Source organism: Streptacidiphilus sp. MAP12-33, from assembly GCF_041261265.1.
Taxonomy (GTDB): Bacteria; Actinomycetota; Actinomycetes; order Streptomycetales; family Streptomycetaceae; genus Streptacidiphilus.
The window spans coordinates 126,275-146,519 of sequence record NZ_JBGCCA010000014.1; the positions used below are offsets into that span (position 1 = coordinate 126,275).

A 20,245-nucleotide genomic window follows, 5' to 3' on the forward strand; every position below is an offset into this window, starting at 1 on the left:
CCGTACCCGATACTGGGAGGGCCATGGAAACCGTCATTCTTGCTGTAGTCATCGCTGTGGTCGCCGTCACGGCGGCCGCTGGTCTCGTCGTCACCGGTCGACGGCGCAAGCAGCTGCCGCCTGCCCCCCAGGCGCAGCCGCAGATCACCAAGCCCGCCGAACCGACGCCCGAGCCGCAGGTCGGCGAGGATGCCGCGGTCACCGCGCCCGAGGAACGGCGCACCGTCGAGGAGGTCGCACTCCCCGCCCAGGCGGAGCCCGCGCAGGCGGAGGCCGCCGAGCCCGCCCTGGAGCTGGAGGTCCCCGAGCCGACCGCCGGCCGCCTGGTCCGGCTGCGCTCGCGCCTCGCGCGCTCGCAGAACACCCTCGGCAAGGGCCTGCTCTCCCTCCTCTCCCGGGACCGCCTCGACGAGGACACCTGGGAGGAGATCGAGGAGCTGCTGCTCACCGCCGACGTCGGCGTCGCGCCGACCCAGGAGCTCGTCGAGCGCCTGCGCACCCGCGTCAAGGTGCTCGGCACCCGCAGCCCGGAGGAGCTGCGCACCCTGCTGCGCGAGGAACTCGTCGCGCTGATCGACCCCTCGATGGACCGGACCCTGCACGTCGCCCGCCACGACGAGGAGACCCCGGCCCGCCCGGCGGTGTTGCTGGTCGTCGGCGTCAACGGCGTCGGCAAGACCACCACCAGCGGCAAGCTGGCCCGCGTGCTGGTCGCGGACGGTCACACGGTCGTCCTCGGCGCCGCGGACACCTTCCGCGCCGCTGCGGCGGACCAGCTGCAGACCTGGGGCGAGCGCGTCGGCGCCCGCACCGTCCGCGGCCCGGAGGCCGGCGACCCGGCGTCGGTGGCCTTCGACGCGGTCAAGGAGGGCATCGCCGAGGGCGCGGACACCGTCCTGGTCGACACGGCCGGCCGCCTGCACACCAAGACCGGCCTGATGGACGAGCTCGGCAAGGTCAAGCGCGTCGTGGAGAAGCACGGCCCGGTCGACGAGGTCCTCCTCGTCCTCGACGCCACGACCGGCCAGAACGGCCTGGTCCAGGCGAAGGTCTTCGCCGAGGTCGTGGACATCACCGGCATCGTGCTGACCAAGCTCGACGGCACCGCCAAGGGCGGCATCGTCATCTCCGTCCAGCGTCAGCTGGGCGTCCCGGTCAAGCTCATCGGGCTCGGCGAGGGCGCGGACGACCTCGCCCCGTTCGACCCCGGCGCCTTCGTCGACGCCCTCCTGGGCTGAGCCCCGCTCCACGCCCCCAGCCGCCGCCCGCACCCCGCGGGCGGCGGCTTCGTCTTTCCGCCCGGCCCCACCCGCGGATACGGTCCTCGTCGTGACGACGGGAAGCGGGACGCGTGGATCGGCGCTGCGCGCGCTCTGCGGGCTGCTCGACGCCTCCGTCGAGCAGATCGCGGCGGCCTCCGCCGACGCCCGGACCTACGACCGCGGCCTGATCGCCCGGACCGCCGACGTCTGGGACAACAACACCTGGCCCTTGTTCCACGTACTGAGCGCCCGTACCCCGTGGGGGCGGGAGCACAGGGCCCGGGCGGCGCTGCGGTCGATGGCCGGGCTGGGGGAGTCGCGGCGGGCGTGGATGACCGAGACCGCGGCGGCACGGGGTGAGCGCCTCGAGCGCCTGGTGCCGTCGATGCCAGGGTCCCTCTACGCCCGCGACTTCCGCGGGCAGGTCCGGCCCTGGTACGACGAGCTCGGCGCGGGCGTTGTCGCCGAACTCGCCGAGGACTACGACCTCGGGTCCGCGACCGTGCGCGCGCTGCGCGTCGAGCGGGCGGGGAGCCGGTTGACCGCGGCGGTGGTGCTCGAGATCGCCCGCCGCTTTCCGATGCCTGACGTGGCCGTCCCCCCGGCGACGCTGAGCCTTCGCTGGCACACGATCGACGGGCTGGCCTTCGACTCCCGGGAGGCCACGGGAGTCCGGATCCCGCCCGGCGAGGGAGGGGTCGCCGAGACGAGTGCCGAGCTCGGCGCTGCGGGCCTCCTGTCGGGCCGGGACGTCACCCTCCGGCTGGACGACAACCACTGGCACCGCTCCGCCGCCGGTCGTCGCGCGGACGGCGTCCTCCCCCCGAACCGGCCGGACGAATCCCGTCGCGACCTTCGTACCCGCCGGTTTCCTGCGGACGCCGTCGTCGCGGCGCGGTTGCTGCACCGCGCCGTGCTGGAGATCCGCGGCGTGCGCCACCCGCGCCGTGCCGCGCGGGTGCCCGTGGCGGACTTCTGCCGCGCCCTCGACGGCGCGGGGACGGAGCTGCTCGACGCGGCGCGGACCGGGGCGTTCGCGCCGCTGGTCGACCGGTGGGCCGGCCGCGGGGGACCGCGGCTCGCGCGTTGGTTCGCGGCGACGACCGGTGCTCCGGCGGAGTGGCCGGCCGCGGTGGAACCGGCTCGGGCGCCGTGGCAGCCGGGGCGGGGCGAACTCCGGTTCCTGTCCTACGCGCGAGCAGAGGGAACGGCCGAGGCCGGGCTCGAACTGCTCTACGCGGCCCCTGCCGCCGACGGGAGTTGGCGGCTGCGTTCGTGGTGCGGCCCGGCTCCCGCACGGTTCCGGCTGCGGTACGAGGCGTTCCGGCGGGTGCCGTGAGGGCTCAGCGGCGGCCGACGAGTTCCGGGGCGCGCTGGTGGCTGGCGTAGGCGAGGGTACCGAGCAGGAGCTTGGGGTCCGGGAGGCGCAGGGCGTTCTCGGGGGTCGGCGGGCGGAGCCAGCGCGCGCCCGGGGTGGGCGGGGCCGGGACGGAGGAGCCCGAGCCGTGGGGGAGGAGGTCGAGCGTCGCGTCGTCCCAGCCGGTGCGGTACAGCAGCTCCGGCAGGCGGGACGCCGTCTGCGGGGTGACGAAGAAGAACGCGCGGCCCTGCGCGGCGAGGACCGGGCCGGGGCGGATGCCCATCCGCTCCAGGCGGACCAGCGCCTGGCAGCCGGCCGGCTCGGGGATGTCGAGCGCGTCGAAGCCGTGGCCGGTGGGGAGTCGGAGGGCGTCCCCCTCCAACTCCGCGGTCCAGCCCCAGCGTGAGCGGTACTCCGCGGCTGCCTCGGACCGGGTCAGCTTGGCCCGGCGCCGCTGAACCCGGAGCCAGCTGTCGCCGAACAGGGAGTCGGTGCTCATCAAGTCCACTCACCTCCAACCGATCGGGGGAGACCTTGGTTACGGGGCGCAGACCCGCCGCCTTCGCGCCCGCACAATTCGGGCAGTCGGCGCCGACGTTCGGGCGGTGTGCTATTTCTGGACTGCGGCGATGAACGGCCTGCTCACCAGTGAAGCGTGAGTGAGTCTCAGGAAGTTCACTCGTAGGGGTGGCGAAAGGTGGCGTTTCTTCGCGCAAGCTCCCCCGGTCGGCGCAAATCGCGCTACGTTCCTGGTGCAGGGTCGGAGAACCCGGCGCGACATGAGCACGTCAGCGGGTATGCCAGAGGCACGGCCGACAGTTTGTTCGGTCATCGCTCAACGGCACTGTCAACTCAGCCCGCTCCACAGCAAACTGACGGCCGCGAGCCCGGGATGGGGGCGTTCCGGTGGGCGACAAGCAACCCAACGACAAGCTGACGGCGTGGTTCGTCAGGAGTGGCTGGTCCAAGGGCGAGTTGGCCCGTCAGGTCAACCGCCGTGCCCGCCAGATGGGCGCAGCCCACATCAGTACCGACACCTCGCGGGTGCGGCGCTGGCTGGACGGCGAGCAGCCGCGTGAGCCGATTCCGAAGATCCTCTCGGAGCTGTTCTCGGACCGCTTCGGATCCCCGGTTCCCGTCGAGGACTTGGGCCTCAAGGCGGTCGCGCCGCTCACCCCCGGCTCCGGTATCGACCTGCCCTGGGGCGGGGACCAGACGGTCCAACTCATCTCCGAGTACTCGCGCAGCGACCTGATGCTCAACCGCCGGGGCTTCCTCGGCACCTCCCTCGCGCTCACGGCCGGTTCCGCCCTGATCGAGCCGATGCAGCGCTGGTTGACGCCCAACGCCCACGGCCGCCCCACCCCGGTGCTCTCCGCCGCCCGCGACGGCGAGGCGGTCACCGGCCGGCTTTCCGGGCCCGAGCTGGACCTGCTCGGTTCCACGGTCGAGATGTTCCGTCGCTGGGACGCCCAGAACGGCGGCGGCCTGCGCCGCAAGGCGGTCGTCGGCCAGCTGCACGAGGTGTGCGACCTGCTCCAGGAGAGCTACAGCCCCGGCACCACCCAGCGCCTGTTCCAGACCACGGCCCAACTCGCCCATCTGGCCGGGTGGATGTCCTACGACGTCGGCATGCATCCGAGCGCGCAGAAGTACTACGTGCTCGCGCTGCACGCCGCCAAGGAGGCGGGGGACCGTCCCTTCGGCGCGTTGATCCTGACGGACATGTGCCGTCAGATGATCCACCTCAACCGCCCCGGCGACGCGCTGGAGCTGATCCACCTGGCCCAGTACGGCTCCCGCGACACGGCGAGTTCACGCCAACTCGCGCTGATGCACGCCATGGAGGCCCGCGCCTACGCCAACCTCGGCGAGGCCGGCAAGTGCTATCGGGCCGCCCGGCACGCCGAGGACTGCTTCGACGAGGCCGGCAAGGACGACCCGATGCCGGACTGGCTGGGCTTCTTCTCCGAGGCCGAGCTGCACGCCGAGAACGGCCACTCCTACCGCGACCTGTGCTACCACACCGGCCGCAGCCAGGTGTACGCGTTGCAGGCGGAGCCCGAGATCGGTGAGGCGGTGCGGCTCTTCTCGGAGGATCCGAGCCACAAGCGCTCCTACGCCCTCAACCTGATCGGCATGGCCAGCGTCCACGTGCTCAACCACGAGCCCGAGGCGGCGGCGGCCACCGCCGAGCAGGCCATGGAGATCGCCGCGCGCATCCGCTCGGAGCGTGTCAATACGCGGCTGCGCAAGACGACGGAGGCGGCCGAGCGGGAGTTCAAGGACGTCCCCAGCGTGCGTCGGCTGCGCGAGCAGATCGACCAGACCATCCCCGACAGCCTGGCCAACCGGAACAGCGCCTGAACAGGCGGTTCCCCGCGTGAACACCGTGGTCTCCGGCCGCGAGCGCCGTCCCCCTTCACCCGACTCGGCTCCCCCACGCCAGGTCATTCGGACGGTTCTCGCGGCCGGTTTTCGGTGAGGTTGCGTTCACCGCCGCGTAACACCGGCGTCAGCTTCGTCACGCATGCGAAACAACACCAGGTCATCTGTGGAAACCGGCCTGCGTCAATCTCCTCAGCATCAGCCGACGACCCCGGGGGCACGGGACGGGATACCCGGGATCGGAGCGGCCCGACATTTCGAGGAGACGCCGATGCCCAGCGGCTTCAGCGGCGGAGACACCGCATTCGTACTCATAAGCGCAGCCCTGGTCATGTTGATGACCCCGGGCCTCGCTTTCTTCTACGGCGGCATGGTCCGGGTCAAGAGTGCCCTGAACATGCTGGCCATGAGCTTCATCGCGCTCGGCATCGTCACAGTGCTGTGGGTGCTCTTCGGCTTCTCGATCGCTTTCGGACCGGATTCCTTCCACGGTCTGATCGGTGACTTCTCGATGGTCGGCATGCGCCACATCGGAATGAACCAGCTCTCCGGAACCATTCCGACCTTTGCCTTCTCGATGTTCCAGCTGATGTTCGCCGTGATCACCCCCGCGCTGATCTCCGGCGCGATCGCGGACCGGGCCAAGTTCACCGCTTGGGCCCTGTTCCTCACCTTCTGGGTCAGCGTCGTGTACTTCCCGGTCGCGCACTGGGTCTTCTACACCGACAACGGCAAGGGCGGCTGGCTGGTCGACCACATCGGCGCGCTGGACTTCGCCGGTGGCACAGCGGTCCACCTGAACGCCGGTATCGCCGGTCTGGCGCTCGCCTTCGTGCTCGGCAAGCGGGTCGGCTTCAAGAAGGACCCGATGCGTCCGCACAGCCTGCCGCTGGTGATGCTCGGCTCCGGGCTGCTCTGGTTCGGCTGGTTCGGCTTCAACGCCGGCTCCGCGCTCTCGGCCAACGGCCTGGCCGCTCTCGCCTTCACCAACACCCAGGTCGCCACCGCCTCCGCCATGGTCGGCTGGCTGATCTTCGAGCGGATCAAGCACGGGGCGATCACCACCCTGGGCGCCGCCTCCGGCGCGGTCGCCGGCCTGGTCGGCATCACCCCCGCCTGTGCCTACATCAGCCCGCTCGGCTCGATCGCGCTCGGCCTGATCTGCGGCGCGCTCTGCGCCTGGGCGATCAGCCTCAAGTACAGGTTCGGCTTCGACGACTCGCTCGACGTCGTGGGCGTCCACGCGGTCGGCGGTGCGGTCGGCGCCCTGCTGATCGGTCTGCTGGCCACCGGTGGCGGCGGCTCCACGGCCAAGGGCCTCTTCTACGGCGGCGGCTTCTCGCAGCTGGGCAAGCAGGCGATCGGCGTGGGCGCGGTCGGCGCCTACTCCTTCGTCCTGGCCTGGATCATCGGCACGGTCATCCAGAAGACCATCGGCTTCCGGGTCTCCGAGGAGGTCGAGATCGCCGGTATCGACCAGGCGGAGCACGCCGAGTCGGCGTACGACTTCAGCGCGGTGGGCGCGGCCCTCTCCAAGGCCTTCGCCCCCTCGGCCCCGGTCACCAAGACGGCAGCCGCCGAGGAGAGCCCCGCCGAAAGCCCCGCCGAGACGAAGGTCGATGCCTGAGATGAAGCTCATCACCGCCGTGATCAAGCCCCACCGCCTGGACGACGTCAAGGAGGCCCTGCAGGCCTTCGGCGTCCACGGGCTGACGGTCACCGAGGCCAGCGGCTACGGCCGCCAGCGCGGCCACACCGAGGTCTACCGGGGTGCGGAGTACACCGTCGACCTGGTGCCGAAGGTCCGCATAGAGGTGCTGGCCGAGGACGACGACGCCGAGAGCGTGATCGATGTCATCGTGAAGGCGGCCCGGACCGGCAAGATTGGTGACGGCAAGGTCTGGAGCGTCCCGGTCGAGTCCGCGGTGCGGGTGCGCACCGGGGAGCGCGGACCGGACGCGCTGTAGGCAGCCACTCCAGCTACACAGTTCAGGGCAGGCGAAGCGGGCTCGCGACCGATGAGGGTCGCGGGTCCGCTCCGCCGTATCCGCAGGCGGGCACTCCCGAGGAACGGGGAAGAACGTGACGGACCAGCAGGCGGCCGGGTCGGGCTACGCGGCGGCGCGGCTCGCGTTGCTGCGGGAGGACGAGCGCAGCGGCGCGGCACGGCGCCAGGCGCTGTCGCAGTTGACGGACCGTTGGCTGTCCGGTCTGCTGGCCGACGCGCTGCAGGGCGCGCCCGCGCAGGGCGTCGCGCTGGTCGCCGTCGGCGGCTACGGGCGCGGCGAGCTCTCCCCGCGCAGCGACCTGGACGTGCTGCTGCTGCACGACGGCGGCGCCCGCGCGGCTGCCGTCCCGGCGCTGGCCGAGCGGCTCTGGTACCCGGTGTGGGACCAGGGCGTGGCGCTCGACCACTCCGTGCGGGACCTGGGCCAGGCCCGCAAGGTCGCCGCCGAGGACCTCAAGGCCCAGCTGGGCCTGCTCGACGCCCGCCACGTCGCGGGCGACCAGGAGCTCACCGCCCAGCTGCGCTCCGCCGTCCTCGCCGACTGGCGGGCGACGGCGCCCAAGCGGCTGCCCGAGCTGCGCGAGCTGTGCCGGGAGCGCGCCGAGCGCCAGGGCGAGCTCGCGTTCCTGCTGGAGCCGGACCTGAAGGAGGCGCGCGGCGGCCTGCGTGACGTCACCGCGCTGGACGCGGTGGCCGCCTCCTGGGTCGCTGACGCCCCGCGCGCCGGTCTCGCCGACGCGGCAACCAGGTTGCGTGACGTCCGCGACGCGCTGCACCTGGTCACCGGCCGCACCACGGACCGGCTGAGTCTCCAGGAGCAGGACGCCGTCGCCGCCGACCTCGGTCTGCTGGACGCGGACATCCTGCTGCGGCAGGTCTACGAGTCCGCCCGGGTCATCGCCTACGCCGCCGACGTCACCTGGCGTGAGGTCGAGCGGGTGCTGCGGGCCCGCAGTGGGCGCGGCAGCCGCCGGATGTTCGGCTTCGGGGGTGGCGCGGCGGGCTCCCGCGGCCCGGTGGAGCGCCGTCCGCTGGCCGAGGGCGTGGTGGAGATGGAGGGCGAGGCCGTGCTCGCCGCGCCCGCGCGGCCGGGAAACGACCCGGTGCTGCCGCTGCGCGCGGCGGCAGCCGCCGCCCAGGCGGGCCTGCCGCTGGCGCTCAGCACCGTCCGGCGGCTCGCCGCCGAGGCGAAGCCGCTGCCGGTGCCGTGGCCGGACGAGGCCCGCGAGCAGCTGATCACGCTGCTGGGCGCGGGGGAGAGCGCGATCCCGGTCTGGGAGGCGCTGGAGGCCGAGGGCCTGGTGGCCCGGCTGCTGCCGGACTGGGAGCGGGTCCGCTGCCGGCCGCAGCGCAACGCCGTGCACCGCTGGACCGTGGATCGGCACCTGGTCGAGACGGCCGTTCGCGCCGCCGCGATGACCCGTCGCGTCGCCCGCCCCGACCTGCTGCTGGTCGCGGCGTTCCTGCACGACATCGGCAAGGGCTGGCCGGGCGACCACTCCGAGGCCGGTGAGGTGATCACTCGCGACGTGGCCACCCGGATCGGCTTCCCCAAGCAGGACGTGGAGACCCTCGCCCTGCTGGTCCGCCACCACCTACTGCTGGTGGAGACGGCGATGCGCCGCGACCCGGACGACCCGGCCACCGTCGCGGTGGTCACCGACGCGGTCGGCACCGTCGGCGCGCTGGAGCTGCTGCACGCGCTGACCGAGGCCGACGCGCTGGCCACCGGCCCGGCCGCGTGGAGCAACTGGCGCGCGACGCTCGTCGGCGAGCTGGTCCAGCGTGCGGCGGCGGCGCTCGCGGGCGTCGCTCCGCCGCAGGACAGCGCGACCGAGGCCACGGCGGAGGAGGAGCGGCTGGCCGTCGAGGCGGCCAGGACCGTCGGCCCGGCGCTGTCGGTGCGCGCCGAGACGGAGGGCGGTGAGGGCACCGGCAGCGAGGCGATGGGCGTCGAGCTCACCCTCGCCCTGCCGGACCGCCCGGACGTGCTGCCGACCGTCGCGGGTGTCCTCGCCCTGCACCGCCTCGCCGTCCGCACGGCCGCGATCCGTGAGCTGGACCCGATCGGCGCCGGCCCGGTCCTCGTGCTGACCTGGAAGGTCGCCGCGGAGTTCGGCGACGTGCCGGAGGCGGCGCGGCTGCGCGCCGACATCCGCCGTGCGCTGGACGGCGGCCTGGACGTCGCCCGCCGCCTCGCCGAGCGCGACGCGTCCGCGCCCCGGCGGCGCGGCGTGGTCGCCCCGCCGCCGCGCGTGACGGTGGCGCGGGGGAGCAGCGCGTCGGCCACGGTGCTGGAGGTCCGCGCCCACGACGCGCCCGGCCTGCTGCACCGGATCGGCCGCGCGCTGGAGGGTACGGGCGTGCGCGTGCACCGCGCCCGCATCTCCACGCTGGGCGCGGACGCGGTCGACGCCTTCTACCTCACCGACGCGGCCGGTCAGCCGCTCTCGGACGCGGCGGCGACGGAGCTGGCGCGCTCGGTGGAGCGGGCGCTGCTGGCCTGAGGCTGCCTGTCCACGGGCCCGGGCAGCGGTTCCCTGAAGCCCACGCGGCGGGCCGGCACCCCGGCCCAGATCTCGTTCGGCCCGGTGGAGCGCGTCAGCACGGCGTTGGCGCCGACGATGGTGCCCGCGCCGACGGTCAGCACGCCGTCCTTGCAGACCACGCGCGCGCCCGAGCACAGGACGGCGCCGTCCTCGACGACGACGCGCTCCATCCGGCTGAGCTCCTGCGGAACCCAGGGATCGGCGCGGCCGATGGTGACGTTGTTGTAGAGGACGACGTCGGCGCCCAGGGTCGTGTAGGGGTGCAGGACCAGCCCGAAGCCCCGGTGGAAGACGACGAGCCCCGGCCCGATCTCGGCGGCGGCGGGCACCTCGACCCCGTAGAGCGCGAGCACCTCCTGCACGAGGCGTTTCAGCAGCGGGTGACGGCGGGCGTAGATCAGCTTGGCGACCAGCGACATACACCCATGCTGGTGACGTCCCGCCGCACCGCGGGGAAGACTCGCGCAGGGTCCCCCCGTACGGGTGGCTGAGAGGGGCCGGCAGCAGGGGGCCAGCGTCGCGGCGCCCGGACTCCCGCCCCCAGCCTTCGGCCGGGGGTGCCCCCTCGTCCGCCCCGCCCAGACTCGGCCCGCTGCGGACATCAGCCGCTTCGCGGCGGGCGCTCCTTGCTCTGGCCCCCCGCTGCCGGCCCCTCTTGCGGGTGCGTTCCCGGGACCGTCGGGCGGGCAGATACCCTGGAAGGCGAATCTCTTCCCGCCCCCGAGCAACGAGGACCCGCGACCGACGTGTTCGACACCCTTTCCGACCGCCTCGCAGCGACGTTCAAGAACCTCCGGGGCAAGGGCCGCCTCTCCGAGGCGGACATCGACGCCACCGCCCGTGAGATCCGCATCGCCCTGCTGGAGGCGGACGTCGCCCTCCCGGCGGTGCGTGCCTTCATCTCCCGGATCAAGGAGCGCGCGGCCGGCGCCGAGGTCAGCGCCGCGCTGAACCCGGCCCAGCAGGTCATCAAGATCGTCAACGAGGAGCTCATCGGCATCCTCGGTGGCGAGACCCGCCGCCTGCGCTACGCCAAGACCGGCCCCACGGTCATCATGCTGGCCGGTCTCCAGGGTGCCGGTAAGACCACCCTGGCCGGAAAGCTGGCCAAGTGGCTCAAGGACCAGAAGCACACCCCGCTGCTGGTCGCCTGTGACCTCCAGCGCCCGAACGCGGTCACCCAGCTCGGCGTCATGGCCGAGCGCGCCGGTGTCGCGATCTACGCCCCCGAGCCGGGCAACGGCGTCGGTGACCCGGTCAAGGTCGCCCGCGACTCGATCGACTACGCCAAGAACAAGCAGTACGACGTCGTCATCGTCGACACCGCCGGCCGCCTCGGCATCGACGCCGAGCTGATGCAGCAGGCCGCGGACATCCGCGCCGCGATCAACCCGGACGAGGTCCTCTTCGTCGTCGACGCCATGATCGGCCAGGACGCGGTCACCACCGCCCAGGCGTTCCTCGAGGGCGTGGACTTCACCGGTGTCGTGCTGTCCAAGCTCGACGGCGACGCCCGCGGTGGCGCGGCCCTGTCGGTGGCGCACGTCACCGGCCGCCAGATCATGTTCGCCTCCAACGGCGAGAAGCTCGAGGACTTCGACGCGTTCCACCCGGACCGGATGGCCTCGCGCATCCTGGGCATGGGTGACGTCCTCTCCCTGATCGAGCAGGCCGAGAAGACCTTCTCCCAGGAGGAGGCCGCCAAGGTCCACGCCAAGCTCGCCAGCAAGGGCGGCAAGGAGTTCGGTCTCGGCGACTTCCTGGCCCAGCTGGAGCAGGTCGCCAAGATGGGCTCGATCACGAAGCTGCTCGGCATGCTGCCCGGCATGGCGCAGATGCGGGACCAGATCAACAACATCGACGACAAGGACGTCGCCCGGGTGGGCGCGATCATCAAGTCGATGACCCCGGCGGAGCGCGACGATCCGAAGCTGATCAACGGCTCGCGCCGCGCGCGTATCGCCAAGGGCTCCGGCGTCCACGTCTCCGAGGTCTCCAGCCTGGTCGAGCGCTTCTTCGAGGCGCGCAAGATGATGTCCGCGATGGCCGGTGGCAAGGGCATCCCCGGGATGCCGGGCATGCCGGGCATGGGCGGGGGCGCGTCGCGCAAGCCCAAGCAGCAGAAGGCGGCCAAGGGCCGCCGCCAGAGCGGCAACCCGCTCAAGCGCCAGCAGGACGCGCAGCAGGCGGCCCAGAAGAAGACCGACGGCACGGCCCAGCCCGGCGGCGCCTTCGGCCTCGGCCCCGGCCAGGGCCCCTCGGACTTCGAGCTCCCCAAGGAGTTCAAGGACCTGCTGTAACCCTTCGGGGGCGCGGGGAACCGCGCGTTTCTCGCGCAGTTCCCCGCGCCCCTTCAATGACTATGGTTGCTGCATGCGTGTAGAGATCCGTTTCCCTCAACTCTCCGACGCCGCCGCGTACTACGCGGCCGTCACCCGCTCGGCGGAGCACATCGGGCGGTGGAACCCCGTCGAGCCCGAGGCGCTGCCGGACATGGTGCGGCGTCAGGGGGACACCCTGCGCACGTTCCTGGTCTTCGACACCGAGGACGGCGGCCTCGTCGGCACCTGCAACGTGTCGAACGTCGTCCGGGGGCGCTTCCAGAACGCGTCCCTCGGTTACAACTCCTACCTCCCCTACAACGGCACCGGTCGCATGACCGAGGGCATGCGGCTCGTCGTCGGGGCCTGCTTCCGCCCGCAGACCGAGGGGGGCCTCGGCCTGCACCGGCTGGAGATCAACGTGCAGCCGGAGAACGGCCCGTCCATCGCGATGGCCAAGCGCCTCGGCTTCCGCCTGGAGGGGTACACCCCGCGGATGCTGTTCCTCCAGGAGGCCTGGCGCGACCACGAGCGATACGCGCTGACCGCGGAGGAGTGGCCCGGCGCGGGCGCTGGCGACGTGTCCTGATTGTCCGTATTGTCACAAGGGTGACCAGCCCCGTGCCGCCCCGTGAGGATCCCGACAAGCTCTGGCGGTCGGAGGGCGCCCCGCCGACGCCCCCGCCGCCGCGGAAGACCTCGCGGGGCAACTGGTTCAGCATGATCCTCACCGCGCTGGTCGTCTTCCTCCTGGTGGATCTGCTGCTCAGCGCGTTCGGGGGCGGGAGCAAGACCAACGTCCCGTACACCGAGTTCACCAAGCAGCTGAACGCCGGTCAGGTCTCGGAGATCTACGCCAAGGGCGAGTCCATCCAGGGCAAGCTCAAGAGCGCCCAGCCGAACCCGAACAACGACAAGCAGACGTACCAGAACTTCACCACCACCCGTCCGGCGTTCGCCGACGACAACCTGTGGTCCGAGCTGACGGCCCAGAACGTCAAGGTCGACGCCGAGCCGGTGGTGAAGGAGCGCAGCTTCCTCGCCAACCTGCTCATCTCGCTGGCACCGATGCTGCTGCTGGTCGTGCTCTGGGTCTTCATCGCCCGCCGGATGAGCGCCGGCGGCGGGATGGGCGGGCTGGCCCGCAAGGCGCCGCCGAAGCCGGTGGAGCTCGCGCCCGGCGCCAAGCGGACCACCTTCGACGACGTGGCCGGGATCGACGAGGTCAAGGACGAGCTCACCGAGGTCGTCGACTTCCTGCGGCGCCCGGACGCCTACCGCAAGCTCGGCGCGAAGATGCCGCGCGGCGTCCTGCTGGCGGGCCCGCCCGGCACCGGCAAGACGCTGCTGGCCCGCGCGGTCGCCGGTGAGGCGAACGTCCCCTTCTTCTCCGCCTCCGCGTCGGAGTTCATCGAGATGATCGTGGGCGTGGGCGCGTCCCGGGTGCGCGAGCTGTTCGCCGAGGCGCGCAAGGTCGCGCCGGCCATCATCTTCATCGACGAGATCGACACCATCGGCCGCGCCCGCGGCGGCGGCAACTCCATGGGCGGTCATGACGAGCGCGAGCAGACGCTCAACCAGATCCTCACCGAGATGGACGGCTTCTCCGGCGCCGAGGGTGTCGTCGTCCTCGCCGCGACCAACCGCTCCGACGTGCTCGACCCGGCGCTGCTGCGGCCCGGGCGCTTCGACCGCACGGTGATGGTCAGCCCGCCGGACCGCACCGGCCGCGAGGCGATCCTGAAGATCCACACCCGCGACAAGCCGCTGGCGAACGACGTGGACCTGGAGCAGGTCGCCAAGACCACCCCCGGCATGACCGGCGCCGAGCTCGCCAACCTGGCCAACGAGGCGGCGCTGCTCGCGGTCAAGCGCAAGGACGACGAGGTCTCGGCGCGGGACTTCTCCGAGGCGCTGGAGAAGGTCCAGCTCGGCGCCGTCCGCGCGCTGGTCATGCCGGACGCGGACCGGCTCCGCACGGCGTACCACGAGTCCGGCCACGCACTGCTCGGCATGCTGCAGCCCGGCGCGGACCCGGTCCGCAAGATCACCATCGTGCCGCGCGGTCGGGCGCTCGGCGTCACACTCTCCACGCCTGAGGCGGACCGCTACTCCTACACCGAGGAGTACCTGCGCGGCCGCATCATCGGGGCCCTCGGCGGCATGGCCGCGGAGCAGGTGGTCTACGGGGTGGTCACGACGGGCGCGGAGAGCGATCTGGAGCAGGTCACCAACATCGCCCGCGGCATGGCGGGGCGCTGGGGCATGAGCGAGCGGGTCGGTCGTCTGACCGCCATCCCGAGCGACACCCAGGGCGCCTACGGCCTGGCGGCCGCGCCGAGCACGCTGGACGCGGTGGACCAGGAGGCGCGCCGGATCGTGTCGGAGTGCTACGAGGAGGCGTGCCGCAAGCTGGTCGCCCACCGCGACCAACTCGACTCCCTGGCGAACGCCCTGATGGAACACGAGACCCTCGACGAGGACGACGCCTACCGCGTCGCCGGCCTCGAGTCCGTGAGGTCCTAGCGGATCCGTCAGCGGATCCGTTCCGCCAGCACGTACCGGAAGACGTTCTCCATCCGCACCGACCCGTCCCGCCTGGTGAACGGGAACAGCGCCTCCCTGAGCTCCTTCTCCACCTGCCGCTCGCCGGCGAACTCCGTCGCCGCGTCGAAGAACCCCGTCGACACCAGCCCGCGCAGCGCGCTCTCCAGGTCGGGGTAGGCGTACGGGCAGCACACCCGTCCGCCGCCGGCCGGGCGCAGGCCCGCGCCGGTGACGAGGGACTCCAGAGCGCCGGGGGCGGAGAGCGCGAACGCGTCGTAGCCGCCGTGGCGGCGGGCGACGTCGAGGACGGCGGCCGTCTCGCACCGCTCCTCGGGGCCCCAGACAGCCAGGGCGACGTGCCCGCCGCGCAGCGTCAGCGCCGCCGCGTCGCGGACCAGGGCCTGTGGGACCGCCGTGCAGGAGAGGTGCTCGAACGCCGTGACGACCGAGTGGGTCGCGCCGAGGCCCGGCAGCCCGGGGGAGAGCTCGCGGTAGACGTCGGACAGGACGCGCAGCGAGCGGTCCTGCGCCAGCTCCCGCAGCTCCGCCTCCGGCTCCAGCCCGGCGACCTCCGCCCCGCGCGCGGCGGCCAGCAGCAGGGCCAGTCCGCTGCGGCAGCCGAGGCCCAGCACGGACGTCGCGGGGCCGATGTCGAGGCGGTCGTAGACCGCCTCGTAGAGGGGGACGAGCATCCGCTCCTGGATCTCCGCCCAGTCCCGCGCCCGTTGCCGGGCGCTCGTCCGAGTCGTATGCGCAGAGACCATGTGACGGCTCCTCAAGTCGGACGTGCCGGGGGTCTGCCTCCAATCAAGCGCGCGAGCAGCCCGGCGTCCATAGGCCGGACGGTCCCCCTTGCCGCGGTCCGGGCAGGGATCTGATTGGAGCCGGAGCCTTTCAGCCCCGTACCATTCGCCCCATGGCAAAGGCTCCCATTCTCACCCCCCAGGCGGAGGACTTCCCGCGCTGGTACCAGGATCTGATCAACAAGGCCGAGCTGGCCGACAACGGTCCGGTGCGCGGCACCATGGTCATCCGACCGTACGGCTACGGCCTGTGGGAGCGGATGCAGCAGGAGATGGACGCGCGGATCAAGAAGGCCGGCGCGCAGAACGCCTACTTCCCGATGTTCATCCCGCAGTCCTACCTGACGCGTGAGGCCGAGCACGTCGAGGGCTTCGCTCCCGAGCTCGCCGTGGTGACCCATGGCGGCGGCAAGGAGCTGGAGGAGCCGGTCGTCGTCCGGCCCACCTCCGAGACGATCATCAACGAGTACTTCTCCAAGTGGGTCCAGAGCCACCGCGACCTGCCGCTGCTGATCAACCAGTGGGCGAACGTCGTCCGCTGGGAGCTGCGTCCGCGCGTCTTCCTGCGCACCACCGAGTTCCTCTGGCAGGAGGGCCACACGGCCCACGCCACCTACGAGGACGCGCACGCCTACGCGTCGATGATCCACACCGACGTCTACGGCGACTTCATGACCAACGTGCTCGGCATCGACGTGGTCCTCGGCCGCAAGACGGCCAAGGAGCGCTTCGCGGGCGCGATCAACACCCTCACCCTCGAGGGCATGATGGGCGACGGCAAGGCGCTGCAGATGGGCACCAGCCACGAGCTGGGTCAGAACTTCGCCAAGGCGTTCAACACCACCTACCTCAAGGGCGAGGGCGAGCGCGAGCACGTCTGGCAGACCTCCTGGGGTGTCTCCACCCGCATGGTCGGCGGCCTGATCATGTCGCACGGCGACGACAGCGGCCTGCGCGTTCCGCCCCGCCTCGCCGCCGTCCAGGCGGTCGTGCTGGCGATCAAGGGCGACGACGCCGTGCTGGCCAAGGTCCGCGAGATCGGCGCCCAGCTGGAGGCCGTCGGCGTCCGCGTGGTCGTCGACGACAGGACGGACACCCCGTTCGGCCGCCGCGCGGTGGACTGGGAGCTCAAGGGCGTTCCGCTGCGCATCGAGGTCGGCCCGCGCGACCTGGAGAACGGCACGGCCATGCTGGTCCGCCGCATCGCCGGCGGCAAGGAGCCGGTCAACGCCGACGCGCTGGCCGCTCTGGTGCCGACGATCCTGGAGGAGGACCAGGCGCTGTTGCTGCGCCAGTCCCGCGAGCGCCGGCTGGCCCGTACCGTCGACGTCGCCTCGATCGAGGAGGCCCGCGAGGCCGCGGCGACCGGCTGGGGCCGCATCTCCTGGGCCGAGCTGGGCCCGGAGGGCGAGGCCAAGCTGGCCGCCGACGGTGTCTCGGTGCGCTGCATCGTCGCCGAGGACGGCTCCGTGCCGGCCGAGGACGACCAGGCCGGCAATGTGGCGATCGTGGCGCGCGCCTACTGAGACCCGTCTCGGTGGTTGAGACCACGCTCAGCCGATCGTCGTAGCAGGGCCGGTCCGGGACCCCCGAACAGGGGGCCTCGGACCGGCCTGCTCCGTTTGGTCAACTACCTTTCCGAGAACGGAAGATGGCTGACGGGTGGCGAATCGGACCGCGATGGCCCCCGGATGTGGCCCAGGTCACGGAAAAATAAAGCCTTCAACAATTCCTGAATCTGCGGAACATCCCGGGAACCTTCCTCGTTTGCGTTGCGTGAGCACGACACAACCTCTTGTTCTCGCCGCTGAGCTGGCCGTCGCCTGGGGCGACATCCAGCGCTTCCACTCCGACCTGCCGAATCTCGCAGCCCCGGAGTCGCTGATCGGGGAGTCCTCCTCGGCCTGCGGCACCGAGCTGGGTTTCGAGCGGCTGCTGCACGAGGCCGCACACGGCCTCGCTGCCGCGCGCGGCATCCGGGACACCTCCCGGGCCGGGCGTTACCACAACCGGCGCTTCCTGGCCCTCGCCGACGAGCTCGGCCTGGACCACAACGCCGATCCTCATCCGAGCTCCGGGTTCTCCCTGGTCACCATGCGACCGGAGACCCGCGAGCGCTTTGCGGAAACGATTGATCGCCTGCAGCAGGCGCTCGGCGACCACGCCGCGGCGACCAGCGGCGTGCTGGACCGTTCGCGGACGTTCCGCGGTCCGGCCACGCGACACGGCTCCTCCGGGGGTGGCGTCCGCGTCAAGGCGGTCTGCGGCTGCGGCCGCAACGTTCGGGTGGTCCCCTCCGTGCTGTCCCAGGCGCCGATCGTCTGCGGCAACTGCGGAGAGACCTTCCAGATCGCCGAACCCCGTCCCAGGCGCTGAAAGCGCCGGTAGGGGCGCGGGGCTCTGCCTGACGAACTGCGTGCGCGACAAGCCACCGATGAGCGGATGGTCCCCACCGAGCAGGGCCATCCGCGCAGGGTGGTTTCTCGCGTACGCAGTTCGTCAAGCAGAGCCCCGCGCTCCCAGGTGCTGCAACTCGCTGCCCGCGGTCAAGCCTCATGCGCCGATATGGCAGAATGGATCGCTGAGTACTCGGCAGCCGAGCAGGACCCCTCTCTCCTCCGGCTGACGTGTCCGTCGAGCAGCCAGCAGCCGCAACCCCACGTGGAATGCGCGGCTGCTCACCCACGTCAAAACCAGGAGAACCACTCCCGTGGCAGTCAAGATCAAGCTGAAGCGTCTCGGCAAGATTCGCTCCCCGCACTACCGCATCGTCGTCGCCGACTCGCGCACCAAGCGCGACGGCCGTGCGATCGAGGAGATCGGCATCTACCAGCCGACCTACGACCCCTCGATCATCCAGGTCGACGGCGACCGCGCGCAGTACTGGCTGAGCGTCGGCGCCCAGCCGACCGAGGCCGTGCTCGCCATCCTGAAGCTGACCGGCGACTGGCAGAAGTTCAAGGGCCTCGAGGCCCCGGCGCCGCTGAAGGTCGCCGAGCCGAAGATCACCGACTTCTCGCACCTCTTCGCCAAGGCCGTCGCCGGCTTCGAGGACTCGACGACCGGTGTCGCCATCACCCCGAAGGCGAAGAAGACGGAGAAGAAGGACGAGGCCGCTGCCGAGTCCGACGCTTCCGCCGAGGCCTGAGCATGCTGGAGGAAGCCCTCGAGCACCTGGTGAAGGGCATCGTCGAGAACCCGGACGACGTCCAGGTCCGCTCGCGTGAGCTCCGCCGGGGCCGGGTCCTTGAGGTGCGCGTGCACCCCGAGGACCTGGGCAAGGTCATCGGCCGCGGTGGGCGCACGGCTCGTGCGCTCCGCACCGTGGTCACCGCCCTCGGCGGTCGCAGTGTCCGCGTCGACCTGGTCGACGTGGACAGCGCCCGCTGAGCGGCTGCTGAGAGGCACCTCTGCGGACCGGCTGGGATCCTTGATCCCAGCCGGTCCTTTGTTTGTTCGTGAAGTCTGAAGGAGACGCGGAACAGTGCAGCTGATCGTCGGCCGGATCGGCCGCGCCCACGGGATCAAGGGCGACGTCACCGTCGAGGTGCGCACCGACGAGCCCGAGCTGCGGCTCGGCCCCGGCGCGGTGCTGATGACCGACCCGAGCTCGGCCGGTCCGCTGACCGTCGCCTCCGGCAAGGTGCACAGCGGGCGGCTGCTGCTGCGCTTCGAGGGCGTCCACGACCGCAACGGCGCCGAGGCGCTGCGCGGCACCATGCTGATCGCCGAGATCGACCCGGAGGACACCCCGGAGGACCCGGACGAGTACTACGACCACCAGCTGGTCGGCCTCGACGTGGTGCTGACCGACGGCACCCTCGTGGGCGAGCTCACCGAGGTGCTGCACCTGCCCTACCAGGACCTGCTGACGGTCCTCCGCCCGGACGGGACGGAGGTGCTGGTGCCGTTCGTCTCCGAGTTCGTCCCGGAGATCGACCTGGAGGCGCAGCGCGCCGTGATCACCCCGCCGCCGGGCCTGATCGACGCCGCCGAGGCCGTCGTCGCCTCCTCCCGCGAGGACGAGCCGGACGCCGCGGACGAGAAGAGCGGCGAGGCCGACGCCTGATGCGGATCGACGTCGTCACGATCTTCCCCGAGTACCTCGCCCCGCTCGACCTCTCCCTCGTGGGCAAGGCCCGCGCCCGCGGGCAGCTGGACGTGCGGCTGCACGAGCTGCGCGGGTTCACCCACGACATCCACCGCAGCGTGGACGACACCCCCTACGGCGGTGGCCCCGGCATGGTGATGAAGGCCGAGCCGTGGTCCGAGGCGCTCGACGCCGTCGTTGCCTCCGGGCCGGGGGAGGGCGCGGTGCCGACGCTCGTCGTCCCGACGCCCAGCGGGCGGCCGTTCACCCAGGAGCTGGCCCAGCAGCTCGCCGCGGAGCCGTGGCTGGCCTTCGCGCCGGCCCGCTACGAGGGCATCGACCGCCGGGTGATCGAGGACGCCGCCGACCGGATGCCGGTCGTCGAGGTCTCCATCGGCGACTACGTGCTGGCCGGCGGCGAGGTCGCCGTGCTGGTCATCGTCGAGGCCGTGGCCCGGCTGCTGCCGGGCGTGCTCGGCAACGCCGAGTCGCACCAGGACGACTCCTTCGCGCCCGGGAGGATGGCGGACCTGCTGGAGGGTCCCGTCTACACCAAGCCCGCCGAGTGGCGCGGCCGCGAGGTGCCCGAGGTGCTGCTCAGCGGCCACCACGGCAAGATCGCCCGCTGGCGCCGGGAGCAGGCCTTCGCCCGCACCCTCGCCCACCGCCCGGACCTGGTGGCCCGCTGGCGGCGCGAGGAGATGGACAAGCACGACCTCAAGGCGCTGGCCGCCCTCGGCGTCTGGTGGGACGAGGCGAGCGGTCGATTTCTCCAGTCCCCCGAGGCCGTGGCAGAATAACCCCTTGCTGCCTGTCTCCGGCCGCAGCGGCGCTCGCGCCGTGCACAGGACCGCCGCCTCTGCCTCAGGGGGGACGACGGGAACCGGCTGACACACAGCTCCTCATCTGCAGAACTA

General features: G+C 72.0%; 18 protein-coding genes. 15 read left to right on the top strand and 3 right to left on the bottom strand.

The window, feature by feature from the left end; translation table 11 throughout:
- The first annotated feature begins 23 nt into the window (after positions 1 to 23).
- Positions 24 to 1,238 carry a signal recognition particle-docking protein FtsY gene (gene ftsY / locus ABH931_RS16270; RefSeq protein WP_370113735.1) on the top strand — a complete coding sequence of 405 codons (1,215 nt, stop codon included), beginning with the start codon at positions 24 to 26 and terminating at the stop codon, positions 1,236 to 1,238.
- Between the two features lie 91 nt (positions 1,239 to 1,329).
- Complete coding sequence (locus tag ABH931_RS16275; protein ID WP_370113737.1) at positions 1,330 to 2,601, top strand: hypothetical protein; 1,272 nt, start codon at positions 1,330 to 1,332, stop codon at positions 2,599 to 2,601.
- 4 nt (positions 2,602 to 2,605) lie between these two features.
- Here the strand turns inward: ABH931_RS16275 and ABH931_RS16280 are convergent, their stop codons facing one another.
- Positions 2,606 to 3,121 carry a DNA primase gene (locus tag ABH931_RS16280; RefSeq protein WP_370113739.1) on the bottom strand — a complete coding sequence of 172 codons (516 nt, stop codon included), beginning with the start codon at positions 3,119 to 3,121 and terminating at the stop codon, positions 2,606 to 2,608.
- Positions 3,122 to 3,528: 407 nt separating this feature from the next.
- Between ABH931_RS16280 and ABH931_RS16285 the strand changes: the two genes are divergently transcribed.
- The 4 genes from ABH931_RS16285 (at position 3,529) to ABH931_RS16300 (ending at position 9,525) form a co-directional block, all read left to right on the top strand.
- On the top strand, positions 3,529 to 4,989 hold the full coding sequence (locus ABH931_RS16285) for a hypothetical protein (RefSeq protein ID WP_370113741.1): 1,461 nt from the start codon (positions 3,529 to 3,531) through the stop codon (positions 4,987 to 4,989).
- A 292-nt stretch (positions 4,990 to 5,281) separates the two neighbouring features.
- Positions 5,282 to 6,637 carry an ammonium transporter gene (locus ABH931_RS16290; RefSeq protein ID WP_370113743.1) on the top strand — a complete coding sequence of 452 codons (1,356 nt, stop codon included), beginning with the start codon at positions 5,282 to 5,284 and terminating at the stop codon, positions 6,635 to 6,637.
- Between the two features lies 1 nt (position 6,638).
- Positions 6,639 to 6,977: a P-II family nitrogen regulator gene (locus ABH931_RS16295; protein WP_370113745.1), complete on the top strand. Its 339-nt coding sequence runs from the start codon at positions 6,639 to 6,641 to the stop codon at positions 6,975 to 6,977.
- Positions 6,978 to 7,092: 115 nt separating this feature from the next.
- The gene (locus tag ABH931_RS16300; protein ID WP_370113748.1) at positions 7,093 to 9,525 is read left to right on the top strand and encodes a [protein-PII] uridylyltransferase; all 2,433 of its coding nucleotides are present in this window, start codon (positions 7,093 to 7,095) and stop codon (positions 9,523 to 9,525) included.
- On the opposite strand, the gene ABH931_RS16305 is transcribed toward ABH931_RS16300, so the two are convergent.
- Entirely contained in the window at positions 9,459 to 9,986 is a 528-nt protein-coding gene (locus tag ABH931_RS16305) for a hypothetical protein (protein WP_370113750.1), read from the bottom strand. The two genes, ABH931_RS16300 and ABH931_RS16305, sit on opposite strands and share 67 nt — an antisense overlap.
- 327 nt (positions 9,987 to 10,313) lie before the next feature.
- On the opposite strand from ABH931_RS16305, the gene ffh reads away from it, so the two are divergent.
- The 3 genes from ffh (at position 10,314) to ftsH (ending at position 14,414) form a co-directional block, all read left to right on the top strand.
- Positions 10,314 to 11,867: a signal recognition particle protein gene (gene ffh / locus ABH931_RS16310; RefSeq protein WP_370113752.1), complete on the top strand. Its 1,554-nt coding sequence runs from the start codon at positions 10,314 to 10,316 to the stop codon at positions 11,865 to 11,867.
- 73 nt (positions 11,868 to 11,940) lie between these two features.
- A complete protein-coding gene (locus ABH931_RS16315) occupies positions 11,941 to 12,477 on the top strand; it encodes a GNAT family N-acetyltransferase (RefSeq protein WP_370113754.1) in 537 nt (178 codons plus the stop codon).
- A gap of 20 nt (positions 12,478 to 12,497) precedes the next feature.
- On the top strand, positions 12,498 to 14,414 hold the full coding sequence (gene ftsH / locus ABH931_RS16320; RefSeq protein ID WP_370113756.1) for an ATP-dependent zinc metalloprotease FtsH: 1,917 nt from the start codon (positions 12,498 to 12,500) through the stop codon (positions 14,412 to 14,414).
- An 8-nt stretch (positions 14,415 to 14,422) separates the two neighbouring features.
- Here ftsH and ABH931_RS16325 read toward each other — a convergent pair whose 3' ends face one another.
- On the bottom strand, positions 14,423 to 15,199 hold the full coding sequence (locus tag ABH931_RS16325; RefSeq protein ID WP_370113758.1) for an SAM-dependent methyltransferase: 777 nt from the start codon (positions 15,197 to 15,199) through the stop codon (positions 14,423 to 14,425).
- A gap of 152 nt (positions 15,200 to 15,351) precedes the next feature.
- On the opposite strand from ABH931_RS16325, the gene proS reads away from it, so the two are divergent.
- The 6 genes from proS (at position 15,352) to trmD (ending at position 20,128) form a co-directional block, all read left to right on the top strand.
- Positions 15,352 to 16,764, top strand: coding sequence for a proline--tRNA ligase (proS, locus tag ABH931_RS16330; protein WP_370113760.1), 1,413 nt, complete (start codon positions 15,352 to 15,354; stop codon positions 16,762 to 16,764).
- Between the two features lie 250 nt (positions 16,765 to 17,014).
- The gene (locus tag ABH931_RS16335; protein WP_370113762.1) at positions 17,015 to 17,614 is read left to right on the top strand and encodes a hypothetical protein; all 600 of its coding nucleotides are present in this window, start codon (positions 17,015 to 17,017) and stop codon (positions 17,612 to 17,614) included.
- Positions 17,615 to 17,948: 334 nt separating this feature from the next.
- A complete protein-coding gene (gene rpsP / locus ABH931_RS16340; protein ID WP_370113764.1) occupies positions 17,949 to 18,386 on the top strand; it encodes a 30S ribosomal protein S16 in 438 nt (145 codons plus the stop codon).
- A gap of 2 nt (positions 18,387 to 18,388) precedes the next feature.
- A complete protein-coding gene (locus ABH931_RS16345; protein ID WP_042373980.1) occupies positions 18,389 to 18,628 on the top strand; it encodes an RNA-binding protein in 240 nt (79 codons plus the stop codon).
- A 94-nt stretch (positions 18,629 to 18,722) separates the two neighbouring features.
- Complete coding sequence (rimM, locus tag ABH931_RS16350) at positions 18,723 to 19,307, top strand: ribosome maturation factor RimM (protein WP_370113767.1); 585 nt, start codon at positions 18,723 to 18,725, stop codon at positions 19,305 to 19,307.
- The gene (gene trmD, locus ABH931_RS16355) at positions 19,307 to 20,128 is read left to right on the top strand and encodes a tRNA (guanosine(37)-N1)-methyltransferase TrmD (protein ID WP_370113769.1); all 822 of its coding nucleotides are present in this window, start codon (positions 19,307 to 19,309) and stop codon (positions 20,126 to 20,128) included. The genes rimM and trmD overlap by 1 nt, the downstream gene beginning before the upstream one ends.
- Positions 20,129 to 20,245: the final 117 nt, after the last annotated feature.

Coding starts and splice junctions, on each gene's coding strand:
- proS (WP_370113760.1), top strand. CDS start 15,352: ATGGCAAAGGCTCCCATTCTCACCCCCCAGGCGGAGGACTTCCCGCGC.
- ABH931_RS16280 (WP_370113739.1), bottom strand. CDS start 3,121: ATGAGCACCGACTCCCTGTTCGGCGACAGCTGGCTCCGGGTTCAGCGG.
- trmD (WP_370113769.1), top strand. CDS start 19,307: ATGCGGATCGACGTCGTCACGATCTTCCCCGAGTACCTCGCCCCGCTC.
- ABH931_RS16345 (WP_042373980.1), top strand. CDS start 18,389: ATGCTGGAGGAAGCCCTCGAGCACCTGGTGAAGGGCATCGTCGAGAAC.
- ABH931_RS16325 (WP_370113758.1), bottom strand. CDS start 15,199: ATGGTCTCTGCGCATACGACTCGGACGAGCGCCCGGCAACGGGCGCGG.
- ABH931_RS16315 (WP_370113754.1), top strand. CDS start 11,941: ATGCGTGTAGAGATCCGTTTCCCTCAACTCTCCGACGCCGCCGCGTAC.
- ABH931_RS16305 (WP_370113750.1), bottom strand. CDS start 9,986: ATGTCGCTGGTCGCCAAGCTGATCTACGCCCGCCGTCACCCGCTGCTG.
- ABH931_RS16295 (WP_370113745.1), top strand. CDS start 6,639: ATGAAGCTCATCACCGCCGTGATCAAGCCCCACCGCCTGGACGACGTC.
- ABH931_RS16290 (WP_370113743.1), top strand. CDS start 5,282: ATGCCCAGCGGCTTCAGCGGCGGAGACACCGCATTCGTACTCATAAGC.
- ftsY (WP_370113735.1), top strand. CDS start 24: ATGGAAACCGTCATTCTTGCTGTAGTCATCGCTGTGGTCGCCGTCACG.